The 24,900-nt window shown below is 49.6% G+C and carries 22 protein-coding genes; 19 read left to right on the top strand and 3 right to left on the bottom strand.

The window, feature by feature from the left end; all coding sequences use genetic code 11:
- Window positions 1-152 precede the first annotated feature (152 nt).
- From HMPREF1091_RS06175 to HMPREF1091_RS06135, 9 genes are all read left to right on the top strand, one after another.
- Window positions 153-1,127 (top strand): glutamate ABC transporter substrate-binding protein, encoded by a 975-nt coding sequence (locus tag HMPREF1091_RS06175; protein WP_002563948.1) that lies wholly within the window; start codon window positions 153-155, stop codon window positions 1,125-1,127.
- Window positions 1,128-1,228: 101 nt separating this feature from the next.
- Complete coding sequence (locus tag HMPREF1091_RS06170) at window positions 1,229-1,888, top strand: amino acid ABC transporter permease (RefSeq protein ID WP_002563947.1); 660 nt, start codon at window positions 1,229-1,231, stop codon at window positions 1,886-1,888.
- Window positions 1,885-2,736: an amino acid ABC transporter permease gene (locus tag HMPREF1091_RS06165; protein WP_002563946.1), complete on the top strand. Its 852-nt coding sequence runs from the start codon at window positions 1,885-1,887 to the stop codon at window positions 2,734-2,736. The genes HMPREF1091_RS06170 and HMPREF1091_RS06165 overlap by 4 nt, the downstream gene beginning before the upstream one ends.
- A 17-nt stretch (window positions 2,737-2,753) precedes the next feature.
- Window positions 2,754-3,512, top strand: coding sequence for an amino acid ABC transporter ATP-binding protein (locus HMPREF1091_RS06160; RefSeq protein ID WP_002563945.1), 759 nt, complete (start codon window positions 2,754-2,756; stop codon window positions 3,510-3,512).
- 14 nt (window positions 3,513-3,526) lie between these two features.
- The gene (locus HMPREF1091_RS06155) at window positions 3,527-4,336 is read left to right on the top strand and encodes a gamma-glutamyl-gamma-aminobutyrate hydrolase family protein (protein ID WP_002563944.1); all 810 of its coding nucleotides are present in this window, start codon (window positions 3,527-3,529) and stop codon (window positions 4,334-4,336) included.
- A 9-nt stretch (window positions 4,337-4,345) separates the two neighbouring features.
- Window positions 4,346-5,023, top strand: a complete 678-nt coding sequence (locus HMPREF1091_RS06150; RefSeq protein ID WP_002563943.1) for a dephospho-CoA kinase — start codon at window positions 4,346-4,348, stop codon at window positions 5,021-5,023.
- Window positions 5,010-5,612 carry a lytic transglycosylase domain-containing protein gene (locus tag HMPREF1091_RS06145; protein WP_002563942.1) on the top strand — a complete coding sequence of 201 codons (603 nt, stop codon included), beginning with the start codon at window positions 5,010-5,012 and terminating at the stop codon, window positions 5,610-5,612. The genes HMPREF1091_RS06150 and HMPREF1091_RS06145 overlap by 14 nt, the downstream gene beginning before the upstream one ends.
- A 51-nt stretch (window positions 5,613-5,663) precedes the next feature.
- Window positions 5,664-7,853 (top strand): excinuclease ABC subunit UvrB, encoded by a 2,190-nt coding sequence (uvrB, locus tag HMPREF1091_RS06140; RefSeq protein WP_035424968.1) that lies wholly within the window; start codon window positions 5,664-5,666, stop codon window positions 7,851-7,853.
- Complete coding sequence (locus HMPREF1091_RS06135; RefSeq protein WP_002563940.1) at window positions 7,813-8,277, top strand: GtrA family protein; 465 nt, start codon at window positions 7,813-7,815, stop codon at window positions 8,275-8,277. Before uvrB ends, HMPREF1091_RS06135 begins: the two co-directional genes overlap by 41 nt.
- Before the next feature lie 17 nt (window positions 8,278-8,294).
- Here the strand turns inward: HMPREF1091_RS06135 and HMPREF1091_RS06130 are convergent, their stop codons facing one another.
- The 3 genes from HMPREF1091_RS06130 to HMPREF1091_RS06120 form a co-directional block, all read right to left on the bottom strand.
- A complete protein-coding gene (locus HMPREF1091_RS06130; protein ID WP_002563939.1) occupies window positions 8,295-9,968 on the bottom strand; it encodes an NAD(P)/FAD-dependent oxidoreductase in 1,674 nt (557 codons plus the stop codon).
- 69 nt (window positions 9,969-10,037) lie between these two features.
- Window positions 10,038-11,297: an aminoacetone oxidase family FAD-binding enzyme gene (locus tag HMPREF1091_RS06125; RefSeq protein WP_002563938.1), complete on the bottom strand. Its 1,260-nt coding sequence runs from the start codon at window positions 11,295-11,297 to the stop codon at window positions 10,038-10,040.
- 2 nt (window positions 11,298-11,299) lie between these two features.
- Window positions 11,300-12,130 carry an Mrp/NBP35 family ATP-binding protein gene (locus tag HMPREF1091_RS06120; RefSeq protein ID WP_040324393.1) on the bottom strand — a complete coding sequence of 277 codons (831 nt, stop codon included), beginning with the start codon at window positions 12,128-12,130 and terminating at the stop codon, window positions 11,300-11,302.
- Window positions 12,131-12,529: 399 nt separating this feature from the next.
- On the opposite strand from HMPREF1091_RS06120, the gene HMPREF1091_RS06115 reads away from it, so the two are divergent.
- The 10 genes from HMPREF1091_RS06115 to HMPREF1091_RS06070 all read left to right on the top strand — a co-directional run bounded on the left by HMPREF1091_RS06115 (window position 12,530) and on the right by HMPREF1091_RS06070 (window position 24,756).
- A complete protein-coding gene (locus HMPREF1091_RS06115; RefSeq protein WP_002563936.1) occupies window positions 12,530-13,222 on the top strand; it encodes an iron-sulfur cluster assembly scaffold protein in 693 nt (230 codons plus the stop codon).
- Between the two features lie 15 nt (window positions 13,223-13,237).
- Window positions 13,238-14,251: a GGGtGRT protein gene (locus HMPREF1091_RS06110; protein ID WP_002563935.1), complete on the top strand. Its 1,014-nt coding sequence runs from the start codon at window positions 13,238-13,240 to the stop codon at window positions 14,249-14,251.
- Window positions 14,252-14,535: 284 nt separating this feature from the next.
- Window positions 14,536-17,487 (top strand): excinuclease ABC subunit UvrA, encoded by a 2,952-nt coding sequence (gene uvrA, locus HMPREF1091_RS06105; RefSeq protein WP_002563934.1) that lies wholly within the window; start codon window positions 14,536-14,538, stop codon window positions 17,485-17,487.
- 3 nt (window positions 17,488-17,490) lie between these two features.
- Entirely contained in the window at window positions 17,491-17,997 is a 507-nt protein-coding gene (gene ybaK, locus HMPREF1091_RS06100; protein ID WP_002563933.1) for a Cys-tRNA(Pro) deacylase, read from the top strand.
- Window position 17,998: 1 nt separating this feature from the next.
- Window positions 17,999-19,672, top strand: a complete 1,674-nt coding sequence (murJ, locus tag HMPREF1091_RS06095) for a murein biosynthesis integral membrane protein MurJ (RefSeq protein WP_002563932.1) — start codon at window positions 17,999-18,001, stop codon at window positions 19,670-19,672.
- A gap of 173 nt (window positions 19,673-19,845) precedes the next feature.
- Window positions 19,846-21,063 carry an ABC transporter substrate-binding protein gene (locus HMPREF1091_RS06090; protein WP_002563931.1) on the top strand — a complete coding sequence of 406 codons (1,218 nt, stop codon included), beginning with the start codon at window positions 19,846-19,848 and terminating at the stop codon, window positions 21,061-21,063.
- Between the two features lie 156 nt (window positions 21,064-21,219).
- The gene (locus HMPREF1091_RS06085; protein WP_002563930.1) at window positions 21,220-22,101 is read left to right on the top strand and encodes a branched-chain amino acid ABC transporter permease; all 882 of its coding nucleotides are present in this window, start codon (window positions 21,220-21,222) and stop codon (window positions 22,099-22,101) included.
- Window positions 22,102-22,104: 3 nt separating this feature from the next.
- On the top strand, window positions 22,105-23,199 hold the full coding sequence (locus tag HMPREF1091_RS06080) for a branched-chain amino acid ABC transporter permease (protein ID WP_002563929.1): 1,095 nt from the start codon (window positions 22,105-22,107) through the stop codon (window positions 23,197-23,199).
- Between the two features lie 22 nt (window positions 23,200-23,221).
- Window positions 23,222-24,043 carry an ABC transporter ATP-binding protein gene (locus HMPREF1091_RS06075; protein ID WP_231289404.1) on the top strand — a complete coding sequence of 274 codons (822 nt, stop codon included), beginning with the start codon at window positions 23,222-23,224 and terminating at the stop codon, window positions 24,041-24,043.
- 5 nt (window positions 24,044-24,048) lie between these two features.
- On the top strand, window positions 24,049-24,756 hold the full coding sequence (locus HMPREF1091_RS06070) for an ABC transporter ATP-binding protein (RefSeq protein ID WP_002563927.1): 708 nt from the start codon (window positions 24,049-24,051) through the stop codon (window positions 24,754-24,756).
- Window positions 24,757-24,900: the final 144 nt, after the last annotated feature.

Genomic DNA, 24,900 nt, shown 5'->3' with positions numbered 1-24,900 from the left:
CTAAGTGCTATAAAGCGTGAAGGAGATCAATTTTATTTGGTCTCCTTTCTATACTGTATAAATACACCCAAATTTGGGGAATATATTCCCTACGTTTAGGCATGCCACAAAAGAGCTGGTAAATCCAGTCTTTACTTTGAGAGGAAGACCTTATGGAGAAATTTACGAGCACAATGATGAATAGGCGCCAGGCTATTGCCCTTGGTCTTGGTGGTGTTGCAACCGCTGCTGTTTTTACGCTTGTGGGCTGCAGTGAGGGTGAAGAGATCAAAAAGGATTCCACGGCACAGACGGCTACTCCAGAGCTTGATGCCAAGGCTTTTGATGAGCTTGTCTCTCAGGGTTCAACCGCATCTGATGCTGATATTGATGCTTCTGAGTGGGCAAAGAAGGTTAAGAATGCCGGCACCCTTCGTGTTGGTGGTGTAAAAACCTCTACCTTGTTTGCCTTGCTCAACGAGAAGGACAATACGGTTCGTGGTTTTGATGCCGGTTTGTACATGCTGCTTACCCGTTACATCTTGGGCGATGAGACCAAGAATGAGGTAACCCAAGTAACCTCTGATACCCGTGAGTCCGTACTTCAGAATGATCAGGTAGATGCTGTATTTGCTACCTATACCATCAATGATGATCGTAAGAAGGTCATCTCTTTTGCTGGTCCTTACTACACCTCCCAGCAGGGTATTTTGGTAAAGGCAGACAACAAAGACATCAATAGCATTGATGATTTGGCAGACAAGACGGTGGCTGCTCAGTCTGGTTCTACCGGTCCTTCCATTTTGGAGCAGTATGCTCCCAAGGCAAAGGTGCAAGAGTTTAGTACCGATGAAGAAGCACGTACCGCTCTTGAGCAGGGTCGTGTAGATGCTTACGTTATTGACATCACCATGCAAACCGGTGCAATGGTAAAGAATCCTGGTAAGTATCGTCTTGCTGGCGATGCCTTTGGTCCTAAAGACAACTATGGTGTTGGCCTGCCCCTTAATTCCGATGGCGTTGCCTTTGTTAACGCATTTTTGAAAAAGGTTGTAGAGGATGGCACCTGGGCTAAGCTTTGGAAGATTTGCATTGGCGATCGTGCAGGCATTTCTCAGACTCCCGATGCTCCTACTATTGAGGGCTAAGACGACGGTTCTATAGCTTCAAGAACTTCTGTAGCTTATAAATGGCTCTTCGTGAGTGTGCTACACGAAGAGCCGTTATTGCATCTTTAGGGAGGTGTACCTTGAGTTTTTCGGAGCTTATTTCTCTATATGGCACCATGTATATCCAGGCCTTGTTAACCACTTGGTCAATGACGTTGGTTTCGTTTGCCTGTGTCATGGTTGTGTCCATAGTTATTACCGTGCTGCGCGTAAGTCCCATTGCACCCTTGCGCAAAGTAGGGGATTTTTATGTGCAAATCTTCCGTAACATTCCAGGCATTTCTTTGCTGGTTATCTGTGTGTATGCGCTGCCGAATCTCAAGGTAGTGCTCGATTATCGTGAGTGCGTGATCGTAACCACGGTACTTATCGCCTCTGCCTTTGGATCTGCAAACTTTATGAGTGGCATCAATACCATAGGTGTGGGCCAAATTGAGGCGGCACGTTCTTTGGGTTTATCCTTCATGCAGATGCTGCGACTTGTTGTAATTCCTCAGGCCTTGCGTTCAGCCATTTTGCCCATGACCAATCTGTTTATTGCGGTCATGCTTACCACGGCTTTGGGCTCGCAAGTTCCCTTGTCGCCCAATGAGCTTACGGGTTTGGTTTCCTTTATCAACACACGCTCTGTGGGCGGTATTATGCCCTTTATGGTCTCCGCTTTAGCCTATGCACTTACGGCATTTGTCATTGGTTTTGCTGGCGATAAGCTCGATAAGAAAGTGAGGATCAAGCGATGAATGCACAACGCGATACTACATCCATGCGCGACGTCCTCTATGAGCAGCCCGGACCAAAAACGCAGCGTAAGATTTTAATTGGTACCATCATTGCATCTCTTGTGCTTGCTGTGGGCATAGCGGCAATCGTGCAGCGTTTTTATGTAACTGGACAGCTGTCTGCCAAATACTGGCGCTTCTTTACATATTGGACTACCTGGCGCTTTTTGGGAGAGGGATTTGTGGGCACGCTTGAGGTTTCCATTACTGCAGGTATTCTCGCCTTGATTTTGGGCTTGGTGCTCATGTTGGGCCGTCGTTCCAAGATCCGTGTGCTCAGCACTATTTCTCGCGTGGTCATAAACTTTTTTCGCGGGGTTCCTAGCCTGTTGCTAATCTACTTCTTTTTCTTAGTAATTCCGCAGTACGGCCTGAGGCTTCCAGCGTTTTGGATGCTTACCTTGCCCATTGCCTTTGCGGCATCGGGTGTGTTGGCAGAGGTGTTGCGCGCGGGCATGAATGCCGTTCCCAAGGGCCAGCGCGAGGCGGCCATCTCTTTAGGTATGAGCCGCATGCAAACCACCTTTAAGATTGTGCTTCCACAAGCGATTAAGTTTGTTATTCCCTCGCTTATTTCGCAGTTGGTTGTTGTGGTAAAAGACACGACGGTTGCGTACATTGTGAGCTATCCGGATCTGTTGCAAAACGCGCGCGTGCTTGTCACCAATTATGATGCCTTGGTATCCACGTATTTTGTGGTGGCGCTGATCTACATTGTGCTTAACTACATCATCAATCAACTGTCCGTCTATTTGGCACGTCGTAGCGGTACACAAGTTTTGGGTCGCTCCAATGAAGAGCCCGTATAAGTAGCGATCGGAGAATTATGACAGAGCAGACTTCTCAAGCGCATCCCATCATTGAACTGCGCGGTGTACATAAACATTATGGCGACTTGCACGTGCTGCAAGACATCAATTTGTCTGTCGAGAAAGGCGAGGTAGTTGTGATTATTGGACCTTCGGGTTCCGGTAAATCTACCTTATGCCGCACCATCAACCGCCTTGAAACCATCGATGGGGGAGAAATCCTTATTGATGGCGTGCCCCTTCCTCAAGAGGGAAAGGAGCTGGCACGACTTCGTGCTGAGGTGGGTATGGTGTTTCAGTCCTTTAATCTCTTTGCCCATAAGACCATTTTGGAAAACGTTACGATGGGTCCCATTGAGGTTTTGAAGCGCGATAAGGCGCAGGCCCAAAAGGAAGCCATGGATCTGCTTAAGCGCGTTGGCGTTCAGGCTCAGGCCTCCAAGGTCCCTGCCATGCTTTCCGGTGGTCAGCAGCAGCGTGTGGCTATTGCACGCTCTCTTGCCATGCACCCAAAGGCTATGTTGTTTGATGAGCCAACAAGCGCCCTTGATCCAGAGATGATCAATGAGGTGTTGGAAGTCATGGTAGAGCTGGCTAATGAGGGCATGACCATGGTGGTGGTTACTCATGAAATGAACTTTGCTCGTCGTGTGGCTAATCGCGTGGTATTTATGGCAGATGGCCGCATTGTTGAGCAGGGTACTCCTGACGAGTTCTTTGAGCACCCCCAGTCTGAGCGCGCTCGTGAGTTTCTCAACTCCATTAAAGGTCATTAAAGAGGATTTTGTCTATGCATACTGATACAACGGACCGTGGGCTTACAGATACTGTGTCTGCTCAAGCTTATGAGAAGCGCCCCATTATTGGTGTTCCTCCTCGATATATCGATCCTGGTTTTGATCAAGAAACAGGGGAGTACATCTCTCAGCGTGAGTATATAGACCAGGTGTTTGCAGAAGCTATTTTTGCTGCCGGGGGTCTTCCGTTGCTGCTGCCTATCACGACAGATCCCGTGCTTATACGCAGCTATTTTGATATGTGTGATGGCTTAGCGTTTCAGGGAGGGCAGGATGTAAATCCCAGCTTGTGGGGTGGAGATCCCAATTATGATACCAGCCTTTTGTGTCCCGAGCGCGATGCGTATGAGCTGGCTTTGATGAGGCTTGCTCTTGATGAAGACAAGCCCTTGTTTGCGATTTGCCGTGGCGCTCAGCTTCTTAATGTTGCCTTGGGCGGCACCCTGAGTATGAATTACCTTGAGCTTGATACACCACAGGATATGGTGCATTGGCGTCATACTGCAGCGCTCAAACAGGTGGCACATCCCGTGCGCGTTGATGAGGATTCCTTGCTGTATCACTGTGTGCAAACCACCCAGTTACAGGTTAATTCCTGCCATCATTGTGCACTTGAGCTGCTGGGAGAAGAAGCTGTTTTGGTTGCCGAAGCAACGGACGGCATTCCTGAGGCCATTGAAGTGCCTACCAAGCACTTTTGTTTGGGCGTACAATGGCATCCTGAGTATACATGGCAAGCTTTGGCAACAGATAAGTTGCTCTGGGATGGATATATTGCAGCTGTCAGGACCGCTATGGAGTAACACAAACAGGTGTATGAACCGTTATACATAGTAGTTTTAACTGGTGGAATTGCCTCGGGAAAATCTCGCGTCTCGAGGCAACTTGCGTCTTTAGGGGCGCAGGTCATAGATTTAGATGAGCTGTCTCGTTATGTTTTGGATACAGATGAGCAGCTCAAGCAGGTTCTTGCGCAGACGTTTGGCACAGACGTGCTGGATAAGAAAAGCGGTCGGGTTGATAGGGCACTTTTGGCGCAACGCGCATTTAAGAGTGCAGCCTCCACGGCACTTCTGGAAAAACTTGAACTTCCTGCAATCAAGCATGAGCTGTTGTTGCGCTTAGCGGCAGCTCAAAAGCGGGCAGTAGCGGGGAATGCGCAAAGCCATACGGTAGGTGTAAATGCAGTGTCCGCCCCTAAGGCAGAACGTATTTGTGTAATTGAGGTGCCCCTGCCGGATCGTGTGCCTGAGTGGTTGGATCTGGCGGACGAAGTGGTGTTGATAGATGCACCCATTGAGCTGCGCTGCAAGCGAGCAGGTGAGCGTGGTATGACTGAGGCGGACTTTTGGGCACGTGCGAGCAAGCAAGCATCTGACCAATGGTTGCGTGCACATGCTGATACGATAGTGGATAACAGCTTGGATGAGGATGCTCTGGCAGGGGCAATAGCGTTGTGGTGGAAGGAGCGCGTACATGGTGTTTCGTAGTCGTCTGCGCTTCTTGCGCTGGTTTCGTGTGGTGCCACTTCTGATTATGATGGTCTTAGCGGTTTTTTCTGCAGGGTTTGAAGCGCTTCCAGCAAGCATTACTCGTAAGGTCATAGCTCCGGTTCCCTGGCCTCAACAGGTACTGGAGTCGGCGGGGCGCCATGGGGTGGACCCCTATTTGGTGTGTGCGGTTATCCGCTGTGAGTCCGGCTGGAATGAAAAAGCAAGCAGTCCGGCAGGAGCGCAGGGCCTGATGCAGCTCATGCCTGCAACCGCGCAAGAGTTGTCGGAATTCGGTCTGGTAGATGCTTCAAAATACAAGGCCACAAACCTGCAAGATCCTGCAACAAATATCGAGTATGGCTGTGCCTATTTAGCATATTTGCAAAAACAGCTGGGGAGTACCGACAAAGTAATTGCAGCCTACAATGCGGGTATAGGAACAGTACGTCAGTGGTCATCACAGGCGAATGCAAATGCAGACTTTAAGACGGCAATCTCGTATCCAGAGACAGCACTGTATTTGGAGCGGGTGCATTTAGCTTACGCGGACTATCAGCGCCTGTGGCCGGGAGGCATAGGTGCATAAAGGGGATTTACATCAATGACACAGTCACAACAGCAACTGCAAGCGCAAGTTATGCATGCTAAGGCGCATCATCAGTTTGGTGGACAGTTGCGTCGTTTTGGCGTGACTCATTCCGATGCACAGCTCCAGGTTGTCTCGCCCTATAATCCTGCTGGAGATCAACCGCAAGCCATTGAGAAGCTTGCTCAAGGCATACAGGAAGGTCTGCGCTATCAAACCCTCTTAGGTGTTACGGGTTCTGGCAAGACGTTTACGATGGCAAAAACTATCGAGAAGCTCAATCGCCCTACGCTTATTATGGAGCCCAATAAAACGCTTGCCGCTCAAGTAGCAAGTGAGATGAAGGAACTGTTTCCTCATAATGCCGTGGTGTATTTTGTCTCGTACTATGACTATTACCAGCCTGAGGCCTATGTTCCGTCTTCTGATACCTATATAGAAAAAGATTCCTCCATCAATGAGGAGGTTGAGAAGCTGCGTCACCAGGCAACAGCGAGTCTGCTCTCGCGCCGTGATGTGATTGTTGTGGCATCCGTTTCTTGCATTTACGGTATTGGTAGTCCTGAAGATTATGCTGGATTGGCTCCAACTGTGGACAAAAGTACCCCTCTTGAGCGCGATGAATTTATCCGTGAGCTTATTGATGTGCAGTACGATCGCAATGACTATGATTTATCGCGCGGTACCTTTCGTGTGCGCGGAGGTCTGGTGGATGTGTATCCGCCCTATGCGGAAAATCCTTTGCGTGTAGAGTTTTTTGGCGATGAGATCGAGCGTATCGCTGAGATTTCTAACACAACGGGTGAAGTGCTGTGTGAGTTTGATGCGGTGCCTATTTGGCCTGCCTCGCATTATGTAACCGAGCGCCCTAAGGTCAATCAAGCGCTTACCACGATTAATGATGAGCTTGAGCAGCGTTTGAGCGAGCTTAAAGCATCCGATCGCTTGTTGGAGGCACAGCGCCTTCAGCAGCGTACCGCCTACGACCTTGAGATGCTTGAGAACATGGGCTATTGCAATGGCATTGAGAACTATTCAAGACATCTTGATGGTCGCGCCCCTGGAGAGCCTCCCTTTACGCTCATTGATTACTTCCCAGAAGATATGCTGTGCATTATTGATGAGAGCCACGTGACACTGCCGCAAATTCGCGGCATGCACGAGGGCGATCGTTCTCGTAAGGTCACGCTGGTGGAGCATGGTTTTCGTCTGCCCTCTGCTTTGGATAATCGTCCCCTTCGTTTTGATGAATTTGAACAGCGCATTCCGCAATTCATTTACGTTTCCGCTACTCCGGGAGATTACGAACAGGCAGTTACACAACAAGAGGTAGAGCAGATCATCCGACCCACAGGTTTGCTCGATCCTATGATTGATGTACGTCCTATTCGCGGTCAGATAGATGATTTGGAAGAAGAGATCCGCAGCCGGGTGGCTCGATCAGAGCGCGTGCTGGTTACCACGCTTACCAAGCGTATGGCTGAGGATTTGACGGATCACCTGTTGGATGCTGGCATCAAAGTAAATTACATGCATTCAGATACCGATACCTTGGATCGCGTAGAAATCATTGGTGATTTGCGCCGCGGGACGATTGATGTGTTGGTGGGAATTAACCTGCTGCGTGAGGGACTTGATATACCCGAAGTGTCTTTGGTAGCCATTTTGGATGCCGATAAGGAAGGCTTCTTGCGCAATCGTCGCTCTCTGATTCAGACCATAGGGCGCGCTGCGCGCAACGCGCAGGGCAAGGTCATCATGTATGCGGATACCATGACAGATTCCATGCGCAGTGCTATTTCCGAGACACGCCGCCGTCGTGCACTGCAAGAAGCCTTTAATGAGCAGCATGGCATTACACCGCAAACCGTTAAAAAATCTCTGACCGATGTATCCAGTTTTATTGAGGATGCTCACCAAAACTTGGATAAGCGTTCCCGTAAGGATGGAACGTTCTTTACGCCCAGCACTACCACGGCTGAGCAGCTTGCAGATGAGATGAGCGAGCTTTCTCTTGATGAGGTGCATAAAATTATTGCATCTTTAGAGGAAGAAATGGTAAGCGCTTCAGGTAGTATGGACTTTGAGCGTGCTGCAACACTTCGAGACCAGTTAGTGGAGCTTAAGGCTTTGGTGGAGGGCACCTCAGAAGATGAGATTATGCGTCGCTTAAAGGCGGGAGCTCGAAAGGGTAGCACACATGCAACGCGGCGTCGATACAACAGACACGGCAAACACTAAGCCACACGTGGGGCTTTTGAGGCAGTTTGTGCGCTATGGCGCCTTTGGCGCTTTATGTTCTGCAACGGACACACTGCTCTTTTGGCTAATGACCAGCGGTTTTAACATTATGCCTTTGGTGGCCAATGCTGCATCTACGCTGGTGGGTGTAACCATGAGTTTCTTTATCAATTGTCGGTACACCTTCAAGGTATCGGATAAGATGCTCCGCCGCTACCTTGCGTTTTTCTCGATAGGTGCCCTGGGTCTTATGGTGTCCGAGTGCATTATTGGCTTTGGTCAGGCGCAGCTTCCCTGGATTATCCCCGTGTATTTGAAGCTTATTGCTGTAGCGCTGGTAGGAGCCTGCCAGTTTTTCCTTAACCGCAATATTTCATTCCGTGAAGCGGTGGGTGCCGAGAATGATGAGGATGAGTTGATTTAGCGGCTAGTAGCTAGTGGCTAGCGGCTTTGACCACGTATGTTGTCGATAAGGGCCTGTGCTACGCGTAGGCCATCAGTAGCTGCACTCATAATACCTCCCGCATAGCCAGCGCCTTCACCGCAGGGATACAGGCCAGCACAGCTGATGCTTTGGAACTGATCATTGCGTGTGATGCGAACCGGGGAGCTGGAGCGAGATTCCACGCCGGTAAGCACAGCATCTGCTGTAGCAAACCCATGCAGCTGCATATCCATTTTTGGGATACAAGCGCGCAAAGTATCCGTGATATAGTTGGGCAAACAATCGTCAACCTTACCCCAGCTTACCCCACGTGGATAGCTTGGCGCTACACTGCCCTGGGAACTTGAGGTTTGGTTTTTCAAAAAGTCTTCCACCAGTTGAGCGGGAGCTACAAAGTTTCCACCACCCATCTCAAAGGCCTTGTGCTCACAGCTACGCTGCAGTTTGAGGCCCTCCAAGGGGTTATCGCCTGCAAGATCTTGGGCAAAGACATTAGCCAGCAGTCCGGCATTAGCGTTTTTGCCTGCGCGCGCAGCTAAGCTCATGCCGTTAGTAACCACGCCTTCGGGCTCACTTGCGCCAGCAACCACAAAGCCGCCGGGACACATGCAAAAGGAAAAAGCGCTACGGCCATTTTTGAGGTGTGAAACCAGCTTGTAAGGCGCGGCACCTAAACTTGGCAAACCAGCAGCTGAACCATACTGAGCGCGGTCAATTGCTGTTTGCAAATGTTCAATGCGAACGCCCATCGCAAAGGTCTTGCGCTCCAAGAAGATCTGCTTGCAGTACAGCAGTTCAAAGACATCACGAGCAGAATGACCACTGGCAAGTACAAGCTGTTGAGTGGGGATGGTTTGCTCGGTAGCTATGCCCGTGAGAGGATCTGTGTTAAGCACACGCACACCACAGAGCTTGCCCTGCTGCAGCATAAGGTCTACGAGCTTTGTGCGGCAACGAACCTCTCCGCCTAAAGCGGTAATCTGCTCACAAATACCATCTACTACCTGTGGAAGGACATCGCTTCCTACATGGGGATGTGCATCCCACAAAATGGTTTGAGAAGCACCTTTGTCCACTAAGGTTTCCATGATGAGGCGGTGCAGAGGGCTTTTAGTGCCGGTAGCAAGTTTGCCATCAGAAAATGTTCCGGCGCCACCCACGCCAAATTGAATGTTTGACTCCTGATCAAGTGCACCGGTCTTGTTAAAGTGATCCACCACCTGTGTGCGGCGTGCAGCACTATCTCCGCGTTCGATGAGTAGGGGCTCTAAGCCAGCTTTAGCTAAAGACAGTGCACAAAACAAACCGGCACAACCAGCGCCTACGACAACCACACGCTGTTCAAGCGGATTGGTCTTACGTACAGGGTGGCTGGGATGTGCGAGGTTTGGAAAGCTGACGTTTTTCTCGTCATGACGCGCGGTTAATTTGCTAAGAAGCGCGCGTTCGGCATTGGTGCCTCCAACAAGCGCAGCACGCACCGTGTAGAGCAGCTGTACGTTGTTACGCTTGCGTGCATCAATGGAGCGGCGGACCAACTCTACGCTTTGGATATCTTCTTGATGCAGATGTAGGCGTCTGAGCAGTGCTTGTGTTGCTGCTCGCACTTCAGACTGTTGGGTACCGTCTTCACTGCGGGGGTCTACACGCAGGTTAGAAACTTGAATCATGACGCTCCTCGTAGCTAGAGACAAAAGAGGACCATAAGGAAAAGGGAGTACGTTAGGTGGACCGTGCTGTTACTGGTGACTATCCGGCTTGCTGGCTGGACTGCTGGCCGCATGGGCACCTGCAACCATGCCGGACTTCCATGCCCAGGATAGATTGAAGCCACCGCAGGCTCCATCAATATCCAGTGCTTCACCAACACAATACAGTCCGGGGTAGTCCCGTGCCTCAAGATTTGTGGGATCAAAAGAGCTGCAGGCAAAACCACCGCGTGTTACCTGCGCATGTGCTGTGTCTGCCAGGCTGCTGACCACCGTTGGCACGTGCTTAATAAAGTGTGCAAGGTTTTGCTCAGAAGCATCGTGTGCCATGCGTAAGACAACTTGTGCGATAGCGGGGTCTAAAATACCGTCGTAGCTGGTATCCTGCGTGCCAAGCTCAAAGATGCGCTGACCAATCTCACCCTCGGAATACTCGGGCACCAGGTCAATCTCTATTACGTCACCAGGCTCTGCTGTCCGTGAGAGGTTAAACACTGCAATGCCAGAAAGTCCATAGCTACGAAACAGCACCTCGCCCTTCTCGATCATATGAGGAAAAGGTCCTTTAAACAGCGCTAGGCTTGCTTGGCTGCGTTTACCATCCAGTTGATTGAGCAAACTGGGCTTGCAGCTTAAGGCACACAGGCCAGGGCGCGTATCAATGCGGGATAGCCCCAAGCTATCGAGAAAACCACAGCTGCCGCCACCGCTTGCCACAATGAGCTTGGGCGCACCGAGCTGGATTTGTTTGCCAGGACTGTGCTCATCAAAGATTTCTTGTACGCTGAGCTGATAGAGACCGCTTGTACGATCGTAGCATGTTGTTTGAACTTCTCGGCAGCACGCTACAACAACACCAGCACGCTGCGCACGATGGAGCAGGACAGCACGCACGGATGCAGCGGATAAACTGCGCGGATACAGGCGACCCTCCTTTTGCGTCCACATAAGGCCACTCTCGCGGAAGAAATCGAGAATATCTTTGAGCGGCGTGGCGCCAAGGACGGGTTCAACAAAGTCGGGCTTGTTAAAGTACTTGGCTTCGAGGTAGAGGTTGGTAAAGTTACAGCGGCCATTGCCGGTGGCTAAGATAGTGCGGCCACATTCGTAGTCCTTCTCGATAAGCAGGGTAGCGGCACCAGCCTCTGCAGCAGTAATGGCGCAGACAAGACCAGCGGCGCCACCGCCAAGGACGATCACGTCATATACGGGCAAAAGCTGTACGTGGCGAGCAGCAGCACGTGCCTGGGCACGTTGTTTTTTGCGGGCGGATGCTTTAGAGATAGCCACACTTACTCCTGAGATTCTGAGGATACAGGGGGAGTAGCGCCATCGGGCAGCTTGGTGAGCAGCTCCACGGCATGAGGAAGCAGGTCTTCTGGGAGGCTTTCTTCAAAGGTGCCTGCATCTACAGCGGCAGCAATGGTTGGGTCAAGGGGCAGGCGACCCAAAACAGGAATGTGATATTCGGCTGCGGTTTCATCCACGTGGCTTGCACCAAAAAGCTCAATCTTTTTGCCACAGTCAGGGCAGGTAGCATAGCTCATGTTTTCTACAAGACCCAATATGGGAATGTTCATGAGTTGCGCCATACGAACAGCCTTACCCACAATCATGCGTGCTAAATCTTGGGGCGAGCTCACAATAACCACGCCTTCAAGGGGAAGAGACTTAAATACGGTAAGAGCCACATCACCTGTTCCGGGAGGCATGTCCACCAGCAGGTAATCTATGCTGCCCCAGCTGGTCTCACTCCAAAATTGACGGATGGCACCTGCCAAAACAGGTCCACGCCAGATAACGGGGTCAGACTCATCTTTGAGTACCAAGTTAGCGCTCATAACCTTGATGGCATGTTTGGATATGTTGGGTAGGAGCAGGTTGCCAATACCGGTGGCATGCTTTCCAGACATACCAAACATTTTGGGAATGGAAGGGCCGGTAATATCGGCATCCAAAATACCTACGCGGTATCCTGCGCGCATAAGGTTGGTTGCCAAAATGCCCGTAACGAGGGACTTGCCAACACCACCCTTGCCCGACACCACGCCAATGACGTGCTTGACCTTTGAGAGGTCATTTTGAGCATACCTATCAGATGGGTTGCCCTTGCTATCGGTCATAGTGATCGGACGATCATCTGAGCACGTATCCATAGAGTCCTCCTATATAAGCGCACGCCATAAAGCTCTGTTCGTGCGCATAGCTTTTATCGGTATCTTGCATTCTACCCTCTCGTGGCATGTTTTCTCATCAGGGGCTCTTTCCTACTAACAACTTACGTTGTCTTAATAATGAGCACCGTTTCTTGGCGTGCTCATTTTCCCAAAAGGGCTATTTCCTACCAAAATACCGTGATTTGATTGACTAGGAAATACTGTGCAACTATGCAGTTTACATGCATAAATTTGTCAACTAATCATGGTTGTTTTTATAAATGGGGGTGTTTTTTGGTTATGATAGAGAAAGTTCGAAGGAGGGGGATAGCGATAACGCTATCTTGAACGAACGAGAGGAGTTCCATGCAATATTCAGTGGAAGTGGAGCATATGTGCCCCGTTGCTAAGGGTGCATACCACGGTCCCGCGCCCATCCCCGAAGAGGGTAAGTGGGTTCAGGCCAAGCAAATCGGTGACATCTCAGGTTATACGCACGGTGTTGGTTGGTGCGCACCTCAGCAGGGTGCTTGTAAGTTGAGCCTTAACGTCAAAGACGGTGTAATTGAGGAGGCACTTGTCGAGACGATCGGATGCTCAGGCATGACCCATTCCGCTGCTATGGCAGCAGAGATTTTGCCTGGTAAGACCATTCTTGAGGCACTCAACACCGACCTGGTATGCGATGCCATCAACGTCGCTATGCGTGAGTTGTTCTTGCAGATTGTGTATGGTCGTACTCAGACCGCATTTTCTGAGGGCGGACTTCCTGTGGGTACCGGTCTTGATGATCTGGGTAAAGGCTTGCGCTCCATGGTTGGTACCACCTATGGCACCAAGGAAAAGGGCGCACGGTATCTTGAGCTTACTCAGGGTTATGTAACCCATCTGGCTCTTAACGAGAAGAACGAGATTATTGGTTTTGAGTACCTTAACCTGGGCAAATTTACCGATGCTCTAAAAAAGGGTGTGGATCCCAAAAAGGCTGTAGACGATGCTATGGGTCGTTATGGTCAGTGGGACAATCCTGCCAAGGTTATCGATCCTCGCGAAGAGTAAGAAGGGAGCAAGAATATGGCAATTACATTTGAAGGCTATGAGCGTCGTATTGACACCATCAATAAAGCCTTGGCCGAGTACGGCATTGCTTCCTTAGAAGAGGCAGAACAGCTTTGCGTACAGAAGGGGTTTAATCCACGTGAGATTGTCATGGGCGTTCAGTCCATTGCCTTTGAGAATGCTGCGTGGGCGTATACCCTTGGCTGTGCGATTGCTCTTAAAAAGGCCGAGAAGGGCGAGGTAACTAACGCATCGCAGGCAGCTTCTGCCATCGGTATTGGTCTTCAGGCATTTTGCGTACCAGGTTCTGTTGCCGATGATCGTAAGGTTGGTTTAGGTCACGGCAATCTTGGTGCCATGCTTTTGGGTGAAGACACCGAGTGCTTTGCATTCTTGGCTGGTCATGAGTCTTTTGCCGCTGCAGAGGGCGCAATTGGTATTGCAAACAACGCAAACAAGGCTCGTAAGAAGCCTCTGCGCGTTATCTTGAACGGTCTTGGTAAGGATGCTGCACAAATCATTGCTCGCATCAATGGTTTTACCTACGTAAAAACCCAGTTTGACTACTACACAGGTGAGCTGACTGTTGTAGAGAAGATCGCCTATTCTGAAGGTCCTCGTGCTGCAGTAAACTGCTATGGATCCGATGACGTGCGCGAAGGTGTTGCCATTATGTGGTATGAGAACGTGGACATTTCCATTACGGGCAATTCCACCAATCCTACGCGCTTCCAGCACCCCGTTGCTGGTACATATAAGAAGGAGCGTTTGGCTGCTGGCAAGAAGTACTTCTCGGTAGCTTCCGGTGGCGGTACTGGTCGCACTTTGCATCCTGATAACATGGCTGCTGGTCCTGCATCCTATGGCATGACCGATACCATGGGTCGTATGCACTCCGATGCGCAGTTTGCTGGTTCTAGTTCTGTTCCTGCGCATGTAGATATGATGGGTCTTATTGGCATGGGCAACAATCCTATGGTTGGTGCTACCGTTGCCTGCGCAGTTGCCATCAATGAGGCTCTTGCGTAAGGCAGTTGGGTCTGCCGAGCCTACAAACTGCGCCTTGAGCGCTTCTGTACGAGATTTTGTACGTGATAGGCTATAGACCGCTGTAAAGGCTGTTGTAAAAGGTGTTGGCGTAAGTCAGCACCTTTTTTATGGAGCTCTTGAGAAATGTGTAAAGCTTCTTATGAGCGTTGGGTGCTTGTAAGGCCCTCCTGCTTGTTGGGTACAAAAAACTAGCTTAGTGGGTATGCATGCCATCTGTGCGTATGTGTGCATGGGTGGTTCGATATAGGTTAGTAAGGGAAAGCATGTCGTCAGATTCTATTGTTATTCGTGGTGCTCGAGAGCATAATTTGCGTAATGTGGATGTTACTATTCCACGTGATAAGTTGGTGGTTATTACTGGCTTGTCAGGCTCTGGTAAGTCGAGCCTTGCCTTTGATACTATCTACGCCGAGGGTCAACGTCGCTATGTAGAGTCTTTATCGAGCTATGCCCGCATGTTTTTAGGCCAGATGGACAAGCCTGATCTGGATTCCATTGATGGCCTTTCTCCGGCAGTTTCCATTGATCAAAAAACAACCAGTCGTAATCCGCGCTCCACCGTGGGTACGGTTACAGAAATTTATGACTACCTGCGCTTGCTGTATGCGCGTATCGGTGTGCCACATTGTCCTGAGTGCGGACGCGTTATTGAACGTCAAACCACCGACCAGGTGGCCGATAAGGTCTTTGAAGTTGGCCAAGGACGTCGTGCTTTGGTATTGGCACCCGTCGTTTTGGGTCGTAAGGGTGAGTACACCAAGCTGTTTGAGGATCTGAGGGCAGAAGGCTTTTCTCGTGTACGTATTGATGGAGAAGTGCGCGAGCTTGAAGAGCAGATCAAATTGGACAAAAAGTTCAAGCACACCATTGAGGTTGTGGTGGATCGCATTGTTATCCGTGAACAGTCGCTGCGGCGCATTGCAGAGGCGGTAGAAAACGCCACACGTTTGGCTGCTGGTCGTGTCAGTTTTTATCTGCTTCCGGATCGCAGTGCTCAAAAGGACGCTCCAGCTGCACAGGATGTCCCAGGCGCACAGGACGCCCAGGATGCTTCTGGTGCAGCGGGGGAGCTGCTCAGCTATTCTTTGGCGTTGGCTTGTCCTGAGCATGGGCATTCCATTGATGATCTACAACCGCGTGATTTTTCATTTAACGCTCCGTATGGTGCCTGCCCCGATTGCGACGGCTTGGGTACCAGGCGCGTGGTGGATATAGAAGCGCTTATCCAGGATCCTACGCTGTCGGTTTCAGAGGGAGTGTTTGGCTCCATTTTTGATCATTCCAACTACTATCCGCAGATTTTCTCGGCAGTATGCGCGCATATGGGCGAGAAGGACACTACACCCTGGAATAAACTGAAGGCAAAAACTCAGCAGGCGCTGCTTGATGGCTTGGGGAAGACCAAGATTCGCGTGGATTATCACACGCGTGATGGCCGTGATACCCATTGGTTTACTGAATTTTCTGGCGTACGTCACATTGTGTTTGAGAAGTACCAGCAAACGACGTCTGAAACCATGAAAACGCACCTGGAAAAGTACATTACCGAGGATCTTTGTCCTAGCTGTTACGGAGCTCGTTTGAAGCCTGAGTATCTGGCAGTTACGGTTGGCGATAAGAACATCCAGCAGGTCTGCGATTTTTCTTGTGCGGATGCCTTGAACTTTTTTGAGGCTTTGACCCTTACCGAGCGCCAGCAGCGCATTGGTGCTGCGATTGTTCGTGAGATTGTGGCACGCCTGCGTTTTATGGTGAACGTTGGCTTGGATTATCTCACCTTAAGTCGAGCGGCGGCTACGCTTTCTGGTGGAGAAGCCCAGCGCATTCGCCTAGCTACACAAATCGGCGCTGGTCTAATGGGTGTGTTGTACATTTTGGACGAGCCATCCATTGGCTTGCATCAGCGTGATAATGATCGCCTTATTGAAACCCTGCAACGTTTGCGCGATATGGGCAATACGGTCATTGTGGTCGAGCACGATGAGGACACCATTCGCGCAGCAGACTATGTTATAGACATGGGGCCCGGGGCAGGCGAGCTGGGCGGCAAGCTTGTAGCATGCGGTACGCCGCAACAAATTATGGATAGTCAGAAGTCACTTACAGGTCAGTATCTTACAGGTCAGCGCATGATTGCTCTGCCGGCCAAACGACGCAATCCTCGTCGTGGTGCGCTCAAAATTACAGGAGCTTCGGCTAACAACCTCAAGAATATTTCGGCAAAAATTGAGTATGGCACCCTGACGGTGGTAACCGGTGTATCGGGGTCAGGTAAGTCTTCCCTGGTAACCGACACCATTGCTCCTGCGCTTACCAATGAGATACAGCATTCCAAGCGCGCTGTGGGTCCCTACAAAAAGCTCAGCGGTCTTGTGGATGCTGAGGGCAAAAAGTGTATTGATAAGGTCATTGATATTGATCAGTCTCCCATTGGTCGCACACCGCGCTCTAATCCTGCAACCTATATTGGTTTGTGGGATGACCTGCGTGCTCTTTTTGCTTCCACGCCTGAATCACGTGCTCGCGGCTACAGTCCTGGACGTTTTTCATTTAATGTGTCCGGTGGCCGGTGTGAGGCCTGCAAGGGCGATGGACAGATCAAGATAGAGATGAACTTTTTGCCCGATGTATACGTCCCTTGTGAGGTATGTCAGGGCAAGCGTTATAACCGAGAAACCCTTGAAGTTTTGTATCATGGCAAGTCTATTTCTGATGTGCTCGAAATGACGGTCCACGAGGCCTTGGTGTTTTTTGCCAATATTCCGCGTATTAAAAATAAGCTGCAAACCTTGTATGACGTGGGTTTGGGTTATGTGCATTTGGGTCAGAGCGCTACGACTCTTTCTGGTGGAGAAGCTCAGCGAGTCAAGCTTGCCAAAGAGCTTCACCGTCAGCAAACAGGCAAAACCTTCTATATTTTGGACGAGCCTACCACGGGCCTACATTTTGAGGATGTTCGTCAGTTGGTAAACGTGTTGCAAAAGTTGGTGGATGCCGGCAATACCGTGTTGGTAATTGAACATAATCTGGATGTTATCAAGATGGCGGATCGTATTTTGGATCTCGGTCCCGAAGGTGGTGCCGGTGGCGGTACTATTGTTGGGTATGGCACGCCCGAGCAGTTGGTTACCATCGAGCAAAGCCAAACCGCAAAGTATCTCGCGCCCATTTTGGAGCGCGATAGAGCACGAGCACGCCTTCTGGCAAAGGAGTAGTTGGTGGCACGCAAGCAAAAGCTTTCTAAGACAAATGCCATGCGCGCATTGGAGCAGGGTGGCATTGCGTATCGCAGTCTGAGCTATGATGCCAACAATGAGGACCTTTCTTCTGGTGTTGGAGTACGCATTGCCGAGGTTTTAGGCGAGAACAAAGATGCTGCTTTTAAAACCTTGGTGACTACCACTCCTTCAGCAGGCGTAGTGGTATGCTGCATTCCTGTTGCCTGTGAGCTTGATCTCAAAAAGGCTGCTCATGCCATAGGCGAGAAGAGCTTGTCCATGTTGCCCATGAAGGATTTGGAAGCAACTACCGGATATGTGCGGGGCGGCTGTTCGCCCGTAGGTATGAAGAAGCAGTTTCCTACCTTGTTGGATGAAACGGCACAGCTCTTTGATGAAATTGGGATCTCGGGCGGTAAGCGTGGGCTTTCTTTGCAAGTAAATCCCGAGGAGCTTGCACACTTCCTTAACGCTTGCTTTGCAGATATTACACGAGACGGAGAGTAACATGCAGGCTCCCAAGCACATGATGGACGCATCAAATTCCCAGAACGCTGCTGCTGCTTCTGAGGACTCCACCACTTCTAGCTCCACGCTTGATTCAACTGCTGGAATTGGTAGATCTGCAGCCTTGATGAGTGGCTTGGTTATCGTAAGTCGTATTACAGGGTTTTTCCGTACCTGGGGGCAGGCATATGCGTTGGGTGTAACCATTATTTCAAGTGCGTATACCGTAGCAAATAATCTGCCCAACCAACTGTACGAATTGGTTATGGGAGGCATGCTTATTACCGCATTTCTGCCCGTATATATGTCTATTAAAGAGAAAGCTGGACGTGAGGGCGCTAATGCCTATGCTTCCAATTTAACATCGCTAGTCGTGCTGCTTATGGGCGCCGTTGCACTTTTGGGGTTCATAGGCGCAGGTCAAGTTATTTGGACGCAGTCTTTTAGTGCTAAAGCAGATTTTGATGTGAACCTTACAACGCTGTTCTTTAGGTTCTTTGTTATTGAGGTTGTACTGTACGCTCTATCGTCCATTTTGTCAGGTATTCTCAACGCAGAACGAGAATACTTTTGGAGTAATGCGGCTCCTATTTTTAATAACTTTATCTGCACGGCTTCCTTTGTGCTGTATGCCGTGCTGCAAAAGACCAATCCTACTCTGGCACTGCTGTGCTTGGCAATTGGCAATCCTTTAGGTGTGGCTGTCCAGGTAGTCATTCAAATTCCAGCATTGCGCAAGATGGGTGTACGCATCCGTCCTTATGTAGATCTCAAAGATCCCGGCATTAAGGAAACCCTTTCTATTGGTATCCCTTCGCTGGTGCTAACGGGCTGCAACTTTGTTACCTATTCCGTACAAACGTCGAGTGTCTTGTCCGTTATGGCAACCGGTGCTTCTATCGCGTATTATGCACGTCTGTGGTATACCTTGCCCTATGCCATTTTGGCAATCCCCATTACTACCGCCATGTTTACAGAGCTTTCGGAAGCCGTGGCTCACAATAATATGGATGAGTATAAGCGCGGTGTGTCCGGTGGTACGAGGCAGATTTTGTTTTTCCTCATTCCCTTTGCCATGTATCTGATAGTGTTTGCCCGTCCTTTATCCATGCTTTTTGGTTCAGGGCGATTTGATGCGCAGGATCTTAGGTACGTGGCAGAATACTTGGCGGCATTATCCGTGGCGTTGCCCCTTTATGGTGTGTGCACCTATCTACAAAAGGTGTGTTCGTCTTTGCGTAAGATGGGCGTCTTGGCATGGTCTTCTATTGTGGCCAGTGGCATCCAAGTAGCACAGTGCCTGTTGTTTACCGAGCGCTTTGGTCTTATGAACGTTGCTCTGAGCTCACTGGTATTTTTTATAGTGGTGGATGTGGTTACGTTTTGGAGTCTGCGCAAGCAGTTGCACGGCATTGGTTTGGTAGGTATTTTTACCTCCTGCATTCGTTCCATACTCGTGGGGTTAGCAGGCTCGTTGGTAGGTGTCCTTGTGGTGGTCGCGGCTATTCAAACAGGGTTTCTCACCAGCACCCTCCATGCTCTGCTCGTCATATTGGTGGGCGGCTTGCCTTCACTTTTGATCAGCTTTGGTATTGCACTGGCATGTAAGTTCCCAGAAGCGCACATGATTCGTACACTTTTAGGCAGGTACATCCCCTCTTTACGCATCAGTTGATAGCACAAAAGACCTTATAAGCTGCATTTGACGGGTTTTATTACAGCGTATGTATCGTATTGGTTACGTGATTGTTTCAAAATCCGTATTGTTAATGACTTCAAGCTGTTTTGGCTTAAAAATGTCAGCTGCGCACTTATAAGGAGTGTACTCGACGTTCGAAGGAGGAAGAGATGGATTTTAGTACTATATCAAGAAGGAATTTCGTCAAACTAGTTGGGGCTTCGAGCGTCATTAGCATTACGGGTTTGGCTGGTTGCTCTTCTCAGGGTGGCTCTGCTGCAGATACTAGCGGTGCATTTAAGGTTGGCTCTATCGGTCCCGTTACTGGTGCAGCCGCTATTTATGGTAATGCTACCAAAGCCGGTGCTCAGATTGCTATCGATGAGATCAATAAGGGTGACGGCGTAAAATTTGATTTTAACTATCAGGATGACGAGAACGACTCTGAGAAGTCCGTCAACGCCTATAACAACCTCAAGGACTGGGGTATGCAAATCTTGGCAGGCTGTACTACCACAGCTCCCACCATTGCTGTTACCTCAGAATCAAGCTCAGACAATTTGTTTCAGCTGACGCCGTCCGCTTCTGCGGTAGACGTTATTGGTGGTCAGCCAGATGTAGACGGCAACGTGTCCGTACAGCGCAAAAAGAACGTCTTCCAGATGTGCTTTACCGATCCTAACCAGGGAACCGCTGCGGCAAAATATGTGAGTGACCAGCAGCTGGGTACCAAGATCGCTGTTATCTACAACAATTCCGATGCCTATTCCACAGGCGTGTATAAGAAGTTTATGTCTCAAGCTAAGGAGATTGGCCTGACCGTAGTGGCAGAGTCTACGTTTACGGATGACTCCGCAACGGACTTCTCGGTACAGCTCAACAAGGCTAAGTCCGCCGAGGCAGATCTCGTATTTTTGCCCATCTATTACCAGCCTGCTTCCCTGATCCTGACGCAGGCAAACCAGATGGGCTATGCTCCCAAGTTCTTTGGTGTTGACGGCTTAGATGGTCTGCTCACCCTTGAGGGATTTGATACCTCTTTAGCAGAGGGCGTTATGTTGCTTACTCCTTTTACGGCAGATGCAACGGACGAGAAGACCCAAACCTTTGTAAAGACCTACAAAGAGCAGTATGGTGGAACGCCTAATCAGTTTGCTGCCGACGCGTACGATTGTCTGTACGTAATCAAGCAGGCTATCGAGAAGAGCGGCGTTACTGCAGATATGCCCTACTCGGATATGTGCGACAAGCTGATTGAAGCCATTACCTCATCCGATTTTACCTATGATGGCTTGACGGGTACTGGTATGACCTGGTCTGATACCGGCGAAGTTTCCAAGCAGCCCAAGGGTATGGTTATTAAAAACGGCGCTTACGTGGGAATGTAGTTTCACGTAAGAGCCTTTTGAACAGCGGAGATTGCCTCTTTGCAGTCTCCGCTTCTCATACTGTGCAACAAATTTGTTACATGCTTGCTTCATAAGATAAAACGTAAATACCTCGCTGCATGAGTAGAGCAGCATATATGTAGAGAGGAGTGCGGGATGGGATTTATCTCCAACCTGGTAAATGGAATCTCGTTGGGTAGTATTTACGCCATCATCGCGCTGGGTTACACCATGGTTTATGGCATTGCTAAAATGCTTAACTTTGCACATGGCGATGTGATCATGGTGGGCGGATATACCTGTTATTGCACTATGGCATACCTAGGTCTTAATCCACTTATTGCGGTACTCATTTCTATTGTCGTGTGTACCCTGTTGGGTATCGTGGTAGAAAAACTTGCTTATAAACCTTTGCGTAATGCACCGTCTTTGGATGTTCTTATCACGGCTATTGGCGTGAGCTATTTGCTCCAGAACTTGGCATTGATCATCTGGAAGTCTGATCCTAAGTCCTTTGTATCGGTCATTACCTTGCCTTCCGTTACGCTCTTTGGTGGTCAGCTGGTTATCAGTGCTGTTTCTCTGGTTACCGTTTTGGCCAACATTTTAATCATGGTAGGTCTTACCTTTTTTACTACACGTACCAAGATGGGCAAGGCTATACGTGCGGTGTCTGAGGACAAAGCAGCGGCACAGCTTATGGGCATTAACGTTAACTCAACCATCTCTATGGTATTTGCCATTGGTTCTGGTTTGGCTGCTATTGCGGGCGTATTGCTGTGTTCTGCCTATCCCACGCTCATGCCCACCACCGGTCAGATGCCGGGCATCAAGGCTTTTGTTGCTGCTGTTTTAGGTGGGATTGGTTCCATACCAGGCGCTATGTTGGGCGGCATCCTTTTGGGTATCATTGAGATTTTTGCTAAGGCGTATATCTCCACACAGCTTTCCGATGCCATTGTCTTTGCTGTCTTGATTATTGTTCTGCTTGTTAAACCCGCCGGCCTTCTGGGCAAGACAATTCACGAGAAGGTGTAGCGCATGAATTTCTTTAAAAAGATGTCCCGTACGGGTAAAGATAACCTGCTGACCTATGCGCTCGTTATTATCGCCTTTTTTATAGTACAGGGTTTGATTTCTTCAAAGGCAATATCTCACTCACTGGCAGGCATGATGGTGCCCATTTGTGCCTACATTGTTATGGCGGTCTCTCTCAACTTGGTGGTTGGTATTTCTGGGGAGCTCAGCTTGGGGCATGCAGGCTTTATGAGTGTAGGCGCTTTTAGTGGCGTTGCTGTTATGACGTCTCTGTCTGCTGTGGTGGCAAGTCCTGTGGTACGTCTGGTCATTGCCATCATCGTGGCTGGTATGTTAGCGGCCCTTACGGGTGTTCTTATCGGTATTCCCGTTATGCGCTTGCACGGTGATTATCTGGCCATTGTAACGCTTGCATTTGGCGAGATTATCAAAAATGTGCTCAATAATTTGTATGTAGGTATGGATAAGGCTGGCTTGCACTTCTCATTGCAGTCTACCAAGGCTTTAGGCATGGAAGGCGGTACCATTTTGATCAATGGTCCGCAGGGAGCTGCCGGCATTCCCAAGGCATCCACCTTTATGATGGGCTTTTTACTGGTGCTGTTTTGTTTGATGGTTGTGCTTAATCTTAAGAATTCTCGCTCGGGACGTGCCATTATGTCCGTGCGCGATAACCGCATTGCTGCAGAGTCCGTTGGTATTAACGTAACTAAATATCGTTTGATGGCATTTGTTGTTTCTGCTGCCTTGGCTGGTATGGCAGGAGCTTTGTATGCCATGAACTTCTCGTCCATTGTGCCAAAGAAGTTTGATTTTAACCTCTCCATTATGATTTTGGTCTTTGTTGTTTTGGGTGGCATGGGCAAGGTACGCGGTTCTATTATCGCTGCTACTTTGCTTACCGTCTTGCCCGAAGCTCTGCGCTCCTTGTCCGATTATCGTTTGTTGATGTATGCCGTTGTGCTTATCGCCACCATGCTTATTGGTAACAATGAGCGCCTGAAGAGTTGGCTGTATCAGATACGGGATAAAGTGCTGCATAAGGGTGAAGATGAGCTCGTTGTATCCGGTGTGGAAGGGGGCGATACACGTGGTTAGTAAGCGCCGTGTAAAGACTAAGATGGTTCCGTTTCCGTCGGATAGTATTGTTCCTGAGCGTGATTTGTATGAAACGCCTGCGCTGGAGTGCCGTCATCTGGGCATTGATTTTGGTGGCCTGCATGCGGTAGATGACTTTAATCTTACCGTTGGCAAGACAGAGATTGCTGGTTTAATTGGTCCTAATGGTGCTGGTAAAACCACAGTTTTTAATCTGCTTACCAAGGTGTATCAGCCTACGCGCGGCACCGTTATGCTGGATGGTACCGATACGGCTGGTATGGGTCCCGCAAAGGCTTCTCAGCTGGGCATTGCTCGTACGTTTCAGAATATCCGCTTGTTCTCAACCATGACGGTTGAGGAAAACGTTATGGTTGGTCTGCATAATCAGGTTAAGAGCGGCATGTTTTCTGGTATTTTTCGTCTTCCGCGACACTGGTTGTCTGAGCGTGATTTTCACACCAAGGCTCAGGAGCTGCTGGGGATTTTTGATATGCAGGCTCTGTCGGATACTCCCGCAGGCTCTTTGCCCTACGGTGCTCAGCGACGCTTAGAGATTGTACGCGCTTTAGCAACCAACCCTAAAGTGCTGCTGCTAGATGAACCTGCCGCTGGTATGAACCCTTCTGAGACCTCTGAACTCATGGATAATATTTTGGCTATTCGTGAGCGTTTTCAGATTGCCGTTATGCTCATTGAGCATGACATGGATCTGGTCATGGGCATTTGCGAAGGCATTGTGGTCTTGAGCTACGGCAAGGTTATTGCTAAGGGAACGCCGGAAGAGATCCAAAATAATCCTCAGGTTATTGAGGCCTATTTGGGCAAGCAGGAGGAGGTGTAAGCACTATGGCAATGCTTACGGTAAACGATTTGCACGTGTATTATGGCTCCATCCATGCGGTAAAAGGTATCTCATTTGAAGTCCAAGAAGGGGAGACCGTAACCCTTATTGGCGCTAATGGCGCAGGTAAATCCACTACCCTTAATACGGTGGCAGGCCTGCTCCATCCTCGCTGTGGTTCTATTGAATTTGAGGGCGAGTCTTTAGTTGGTATCCCTACCCATAAACTTACGTCGCGGGGCATGGCCTTATGCCCAGAAGGTCGTCATGTATTTACACAGATGAGTGTGAAAGAAAACCTCGAGATGGGCGCCTTTACGCGTGATGAAGCAGAAACGCACGATACCCTTACCATGATTTACGAACGTTTTCCTCGCTTGCGCGAGCGCTTGCATCAATCTGCAGGTACACTTTCTGGTGGTGAGCAACAGATGCTGGCTATGGGTCGTGCACTCATGTCAAAGCCTAAATTGCTTATGCTCGATGAGCCCTCCATGGGTCTGGCACCACTGTTGGTTAAGGAGATCTTTGACATTATTAAGAGTCTCAACGAGCAAGGTACAACCATCTTGCTGGTAGAACAAAATGCTCAAATGGCGCTGTCTATTGCCAATCGCGCCTATGTCTTGGAGACCGGTCGTGTTTCTATGAGCGGCGATGCGGATGAGCTTTTGCATGACAAGCGCGTTCAACAGGCATATCTGGGCGCTTAATACGCTGCGTCTCCTAGCCGTCTTATACGTTATACCAATCTTTACTTTTGTTACCGTCAACCTCGTCTTCATGTGAGTCTTGTTTGCTCAACTGAAGGCGAGGTTTGTGCTATAAGGCACGCTATACTATGAACAGTTGTTTAC

Source organism: Atopobium minutum 10063974 (genome assembly GCF_000364325.1).
Taxonomy (GTDB): Bacteria; Actinomycetota; Coriobacteriia; order Coriobacteriales; family Atopobiaceae; genus Atopobium; species Atopobium minutum.
The sequence above is the reverse complement of the archived record's forward strand: the minus strand, read 5'-3'. Positions and strand labels throughout refer to the sequence as shown.

Bases quoted from the DNA above. Each gene is read 5' to 3' on its own strand.
- HMPREF1091_RS06175 (WP_002563948.1), top strand. From the start codon at position 153: ATGGAGAAATTTACGAGCACAATGATGAATAGGCGCCAGGCTATTGCC.
- HMPREF1091_RS06165 (WP_002563946.1), top strand. From the start codon at position 1,885: ATGAATGCACAACGCGATACTACATCCATGCGCGACGTCCTCTATGAG.
- HMPREF1091_RS06160 (WP_002563945.1), top strand. From the start codon at position 2,754: ATGACAGAGCAGACTTCTCAAGCGCATCCCATCATTGAACTGCGCGGT.
- HMPREF1091_RS06155 (WP_002563944.1), top strand. From the start codon at position 3,527: ATGCATACTGATACAACGGACCGTGGGCTTACAGATACTGTGTCTGCT.
- HMPREF1091_RS06145 (WP_002563942.1), top strand. From the start codon at position 5,010: ATGGTGTTTCGTAGTCGTCTGCGCTTCTTGCGCTGGTTTCGTGTGGTG.
- uvrB (WP_035424968.1), top strand. From the start codon at position 5,664: ATGCATGCTAAGGCGCATCATCAGTTTGGTGGACAGTTGCGTCGTTTT.
- HMPREF1091_RS06135 (WP_002563940.1), top strand. From the start codon at position 7,813: ATGCAACGCGGCGTCGATACAACAGACACGGCAAACACTAAGCCACAC.
- HMPREF1091_RS06130 (WP_002563939.1), bottom strand. From the start codon at position 9,968: ATGATTCAAGTTTCTAACCTGCGTGTAGACCCCCGCAGTGAAGACGGT.
- HMPREF1091_RS06120 (WP_040324393.1), bottom strand. From the start codon at position 12,130: ATGACCGATAGCAAGGGCAACCCATCTGATAGGTATGCTCAAAATGAC.
- HMPREF1091_RS06115 (WP_002563936.1), top strand. From the start codon at position 12,530: ATGCAATATTCAGTGGAAGTGGAGCATATGTGCCCCGTTGCTAAGGGT.
- HMPREF1091_RS06110 (WP_002563935.1), top strand. From the start codon at position 13,238: ATGGCAATTACATTTGAAGGCTATGAGCGTCGTATTGACACCATCAAT.
- uvrA (WP_002563934.1), top strand. From the start codon at position 14,536: ATGTCGTCAGATTCTATTGTTATTCGTGGTGCTCGAGAGCATAATTTG.
- murJ (WP_002563932.1), top strand. From the start codon at position 17,999: ATGCAGGCTCCCAAGCACATGATGGACGCATCAAATTCCCAGAACGCT.
- HMPREF1091_RS06090 (WP_002563931.1), top strand. From the start codon at position 19,846: ATGGATTTTAGTACTATATCAAGAAGGAATTTCGTCAAACTAGTTGGG.
- HMPREF1091_RS06085 (WP_002563930.1), top strand. From the start codon at position 21,220: ATGGGATTTATCTCCAACCTGGTAAATGGAATCTCGTTGGGTAGTATT.
- HMPREF1091_RS06080 (WP_002563929.1), top strand. From the start codon at position 22,105: ATGAATTTCTTTAAAAAGATGTCCCGTACGGGTAAAGATAACCTGCTG.
- HMPREF1091_RS06075 (WP_231289404.1), top strand. From the start codon at position 23,222: ATGGTTCCGTTTCCGTCGGATAGTATTGTTCCTGAGCGTGATTTGTAT.
- HMPREF1091_RS06070 (WP_002563927.1), top strand. From the start codon at position 24,049: ATGGCAATGCTTACGGTAAACGATTTGCACGTGTATTATGGCTCCATC.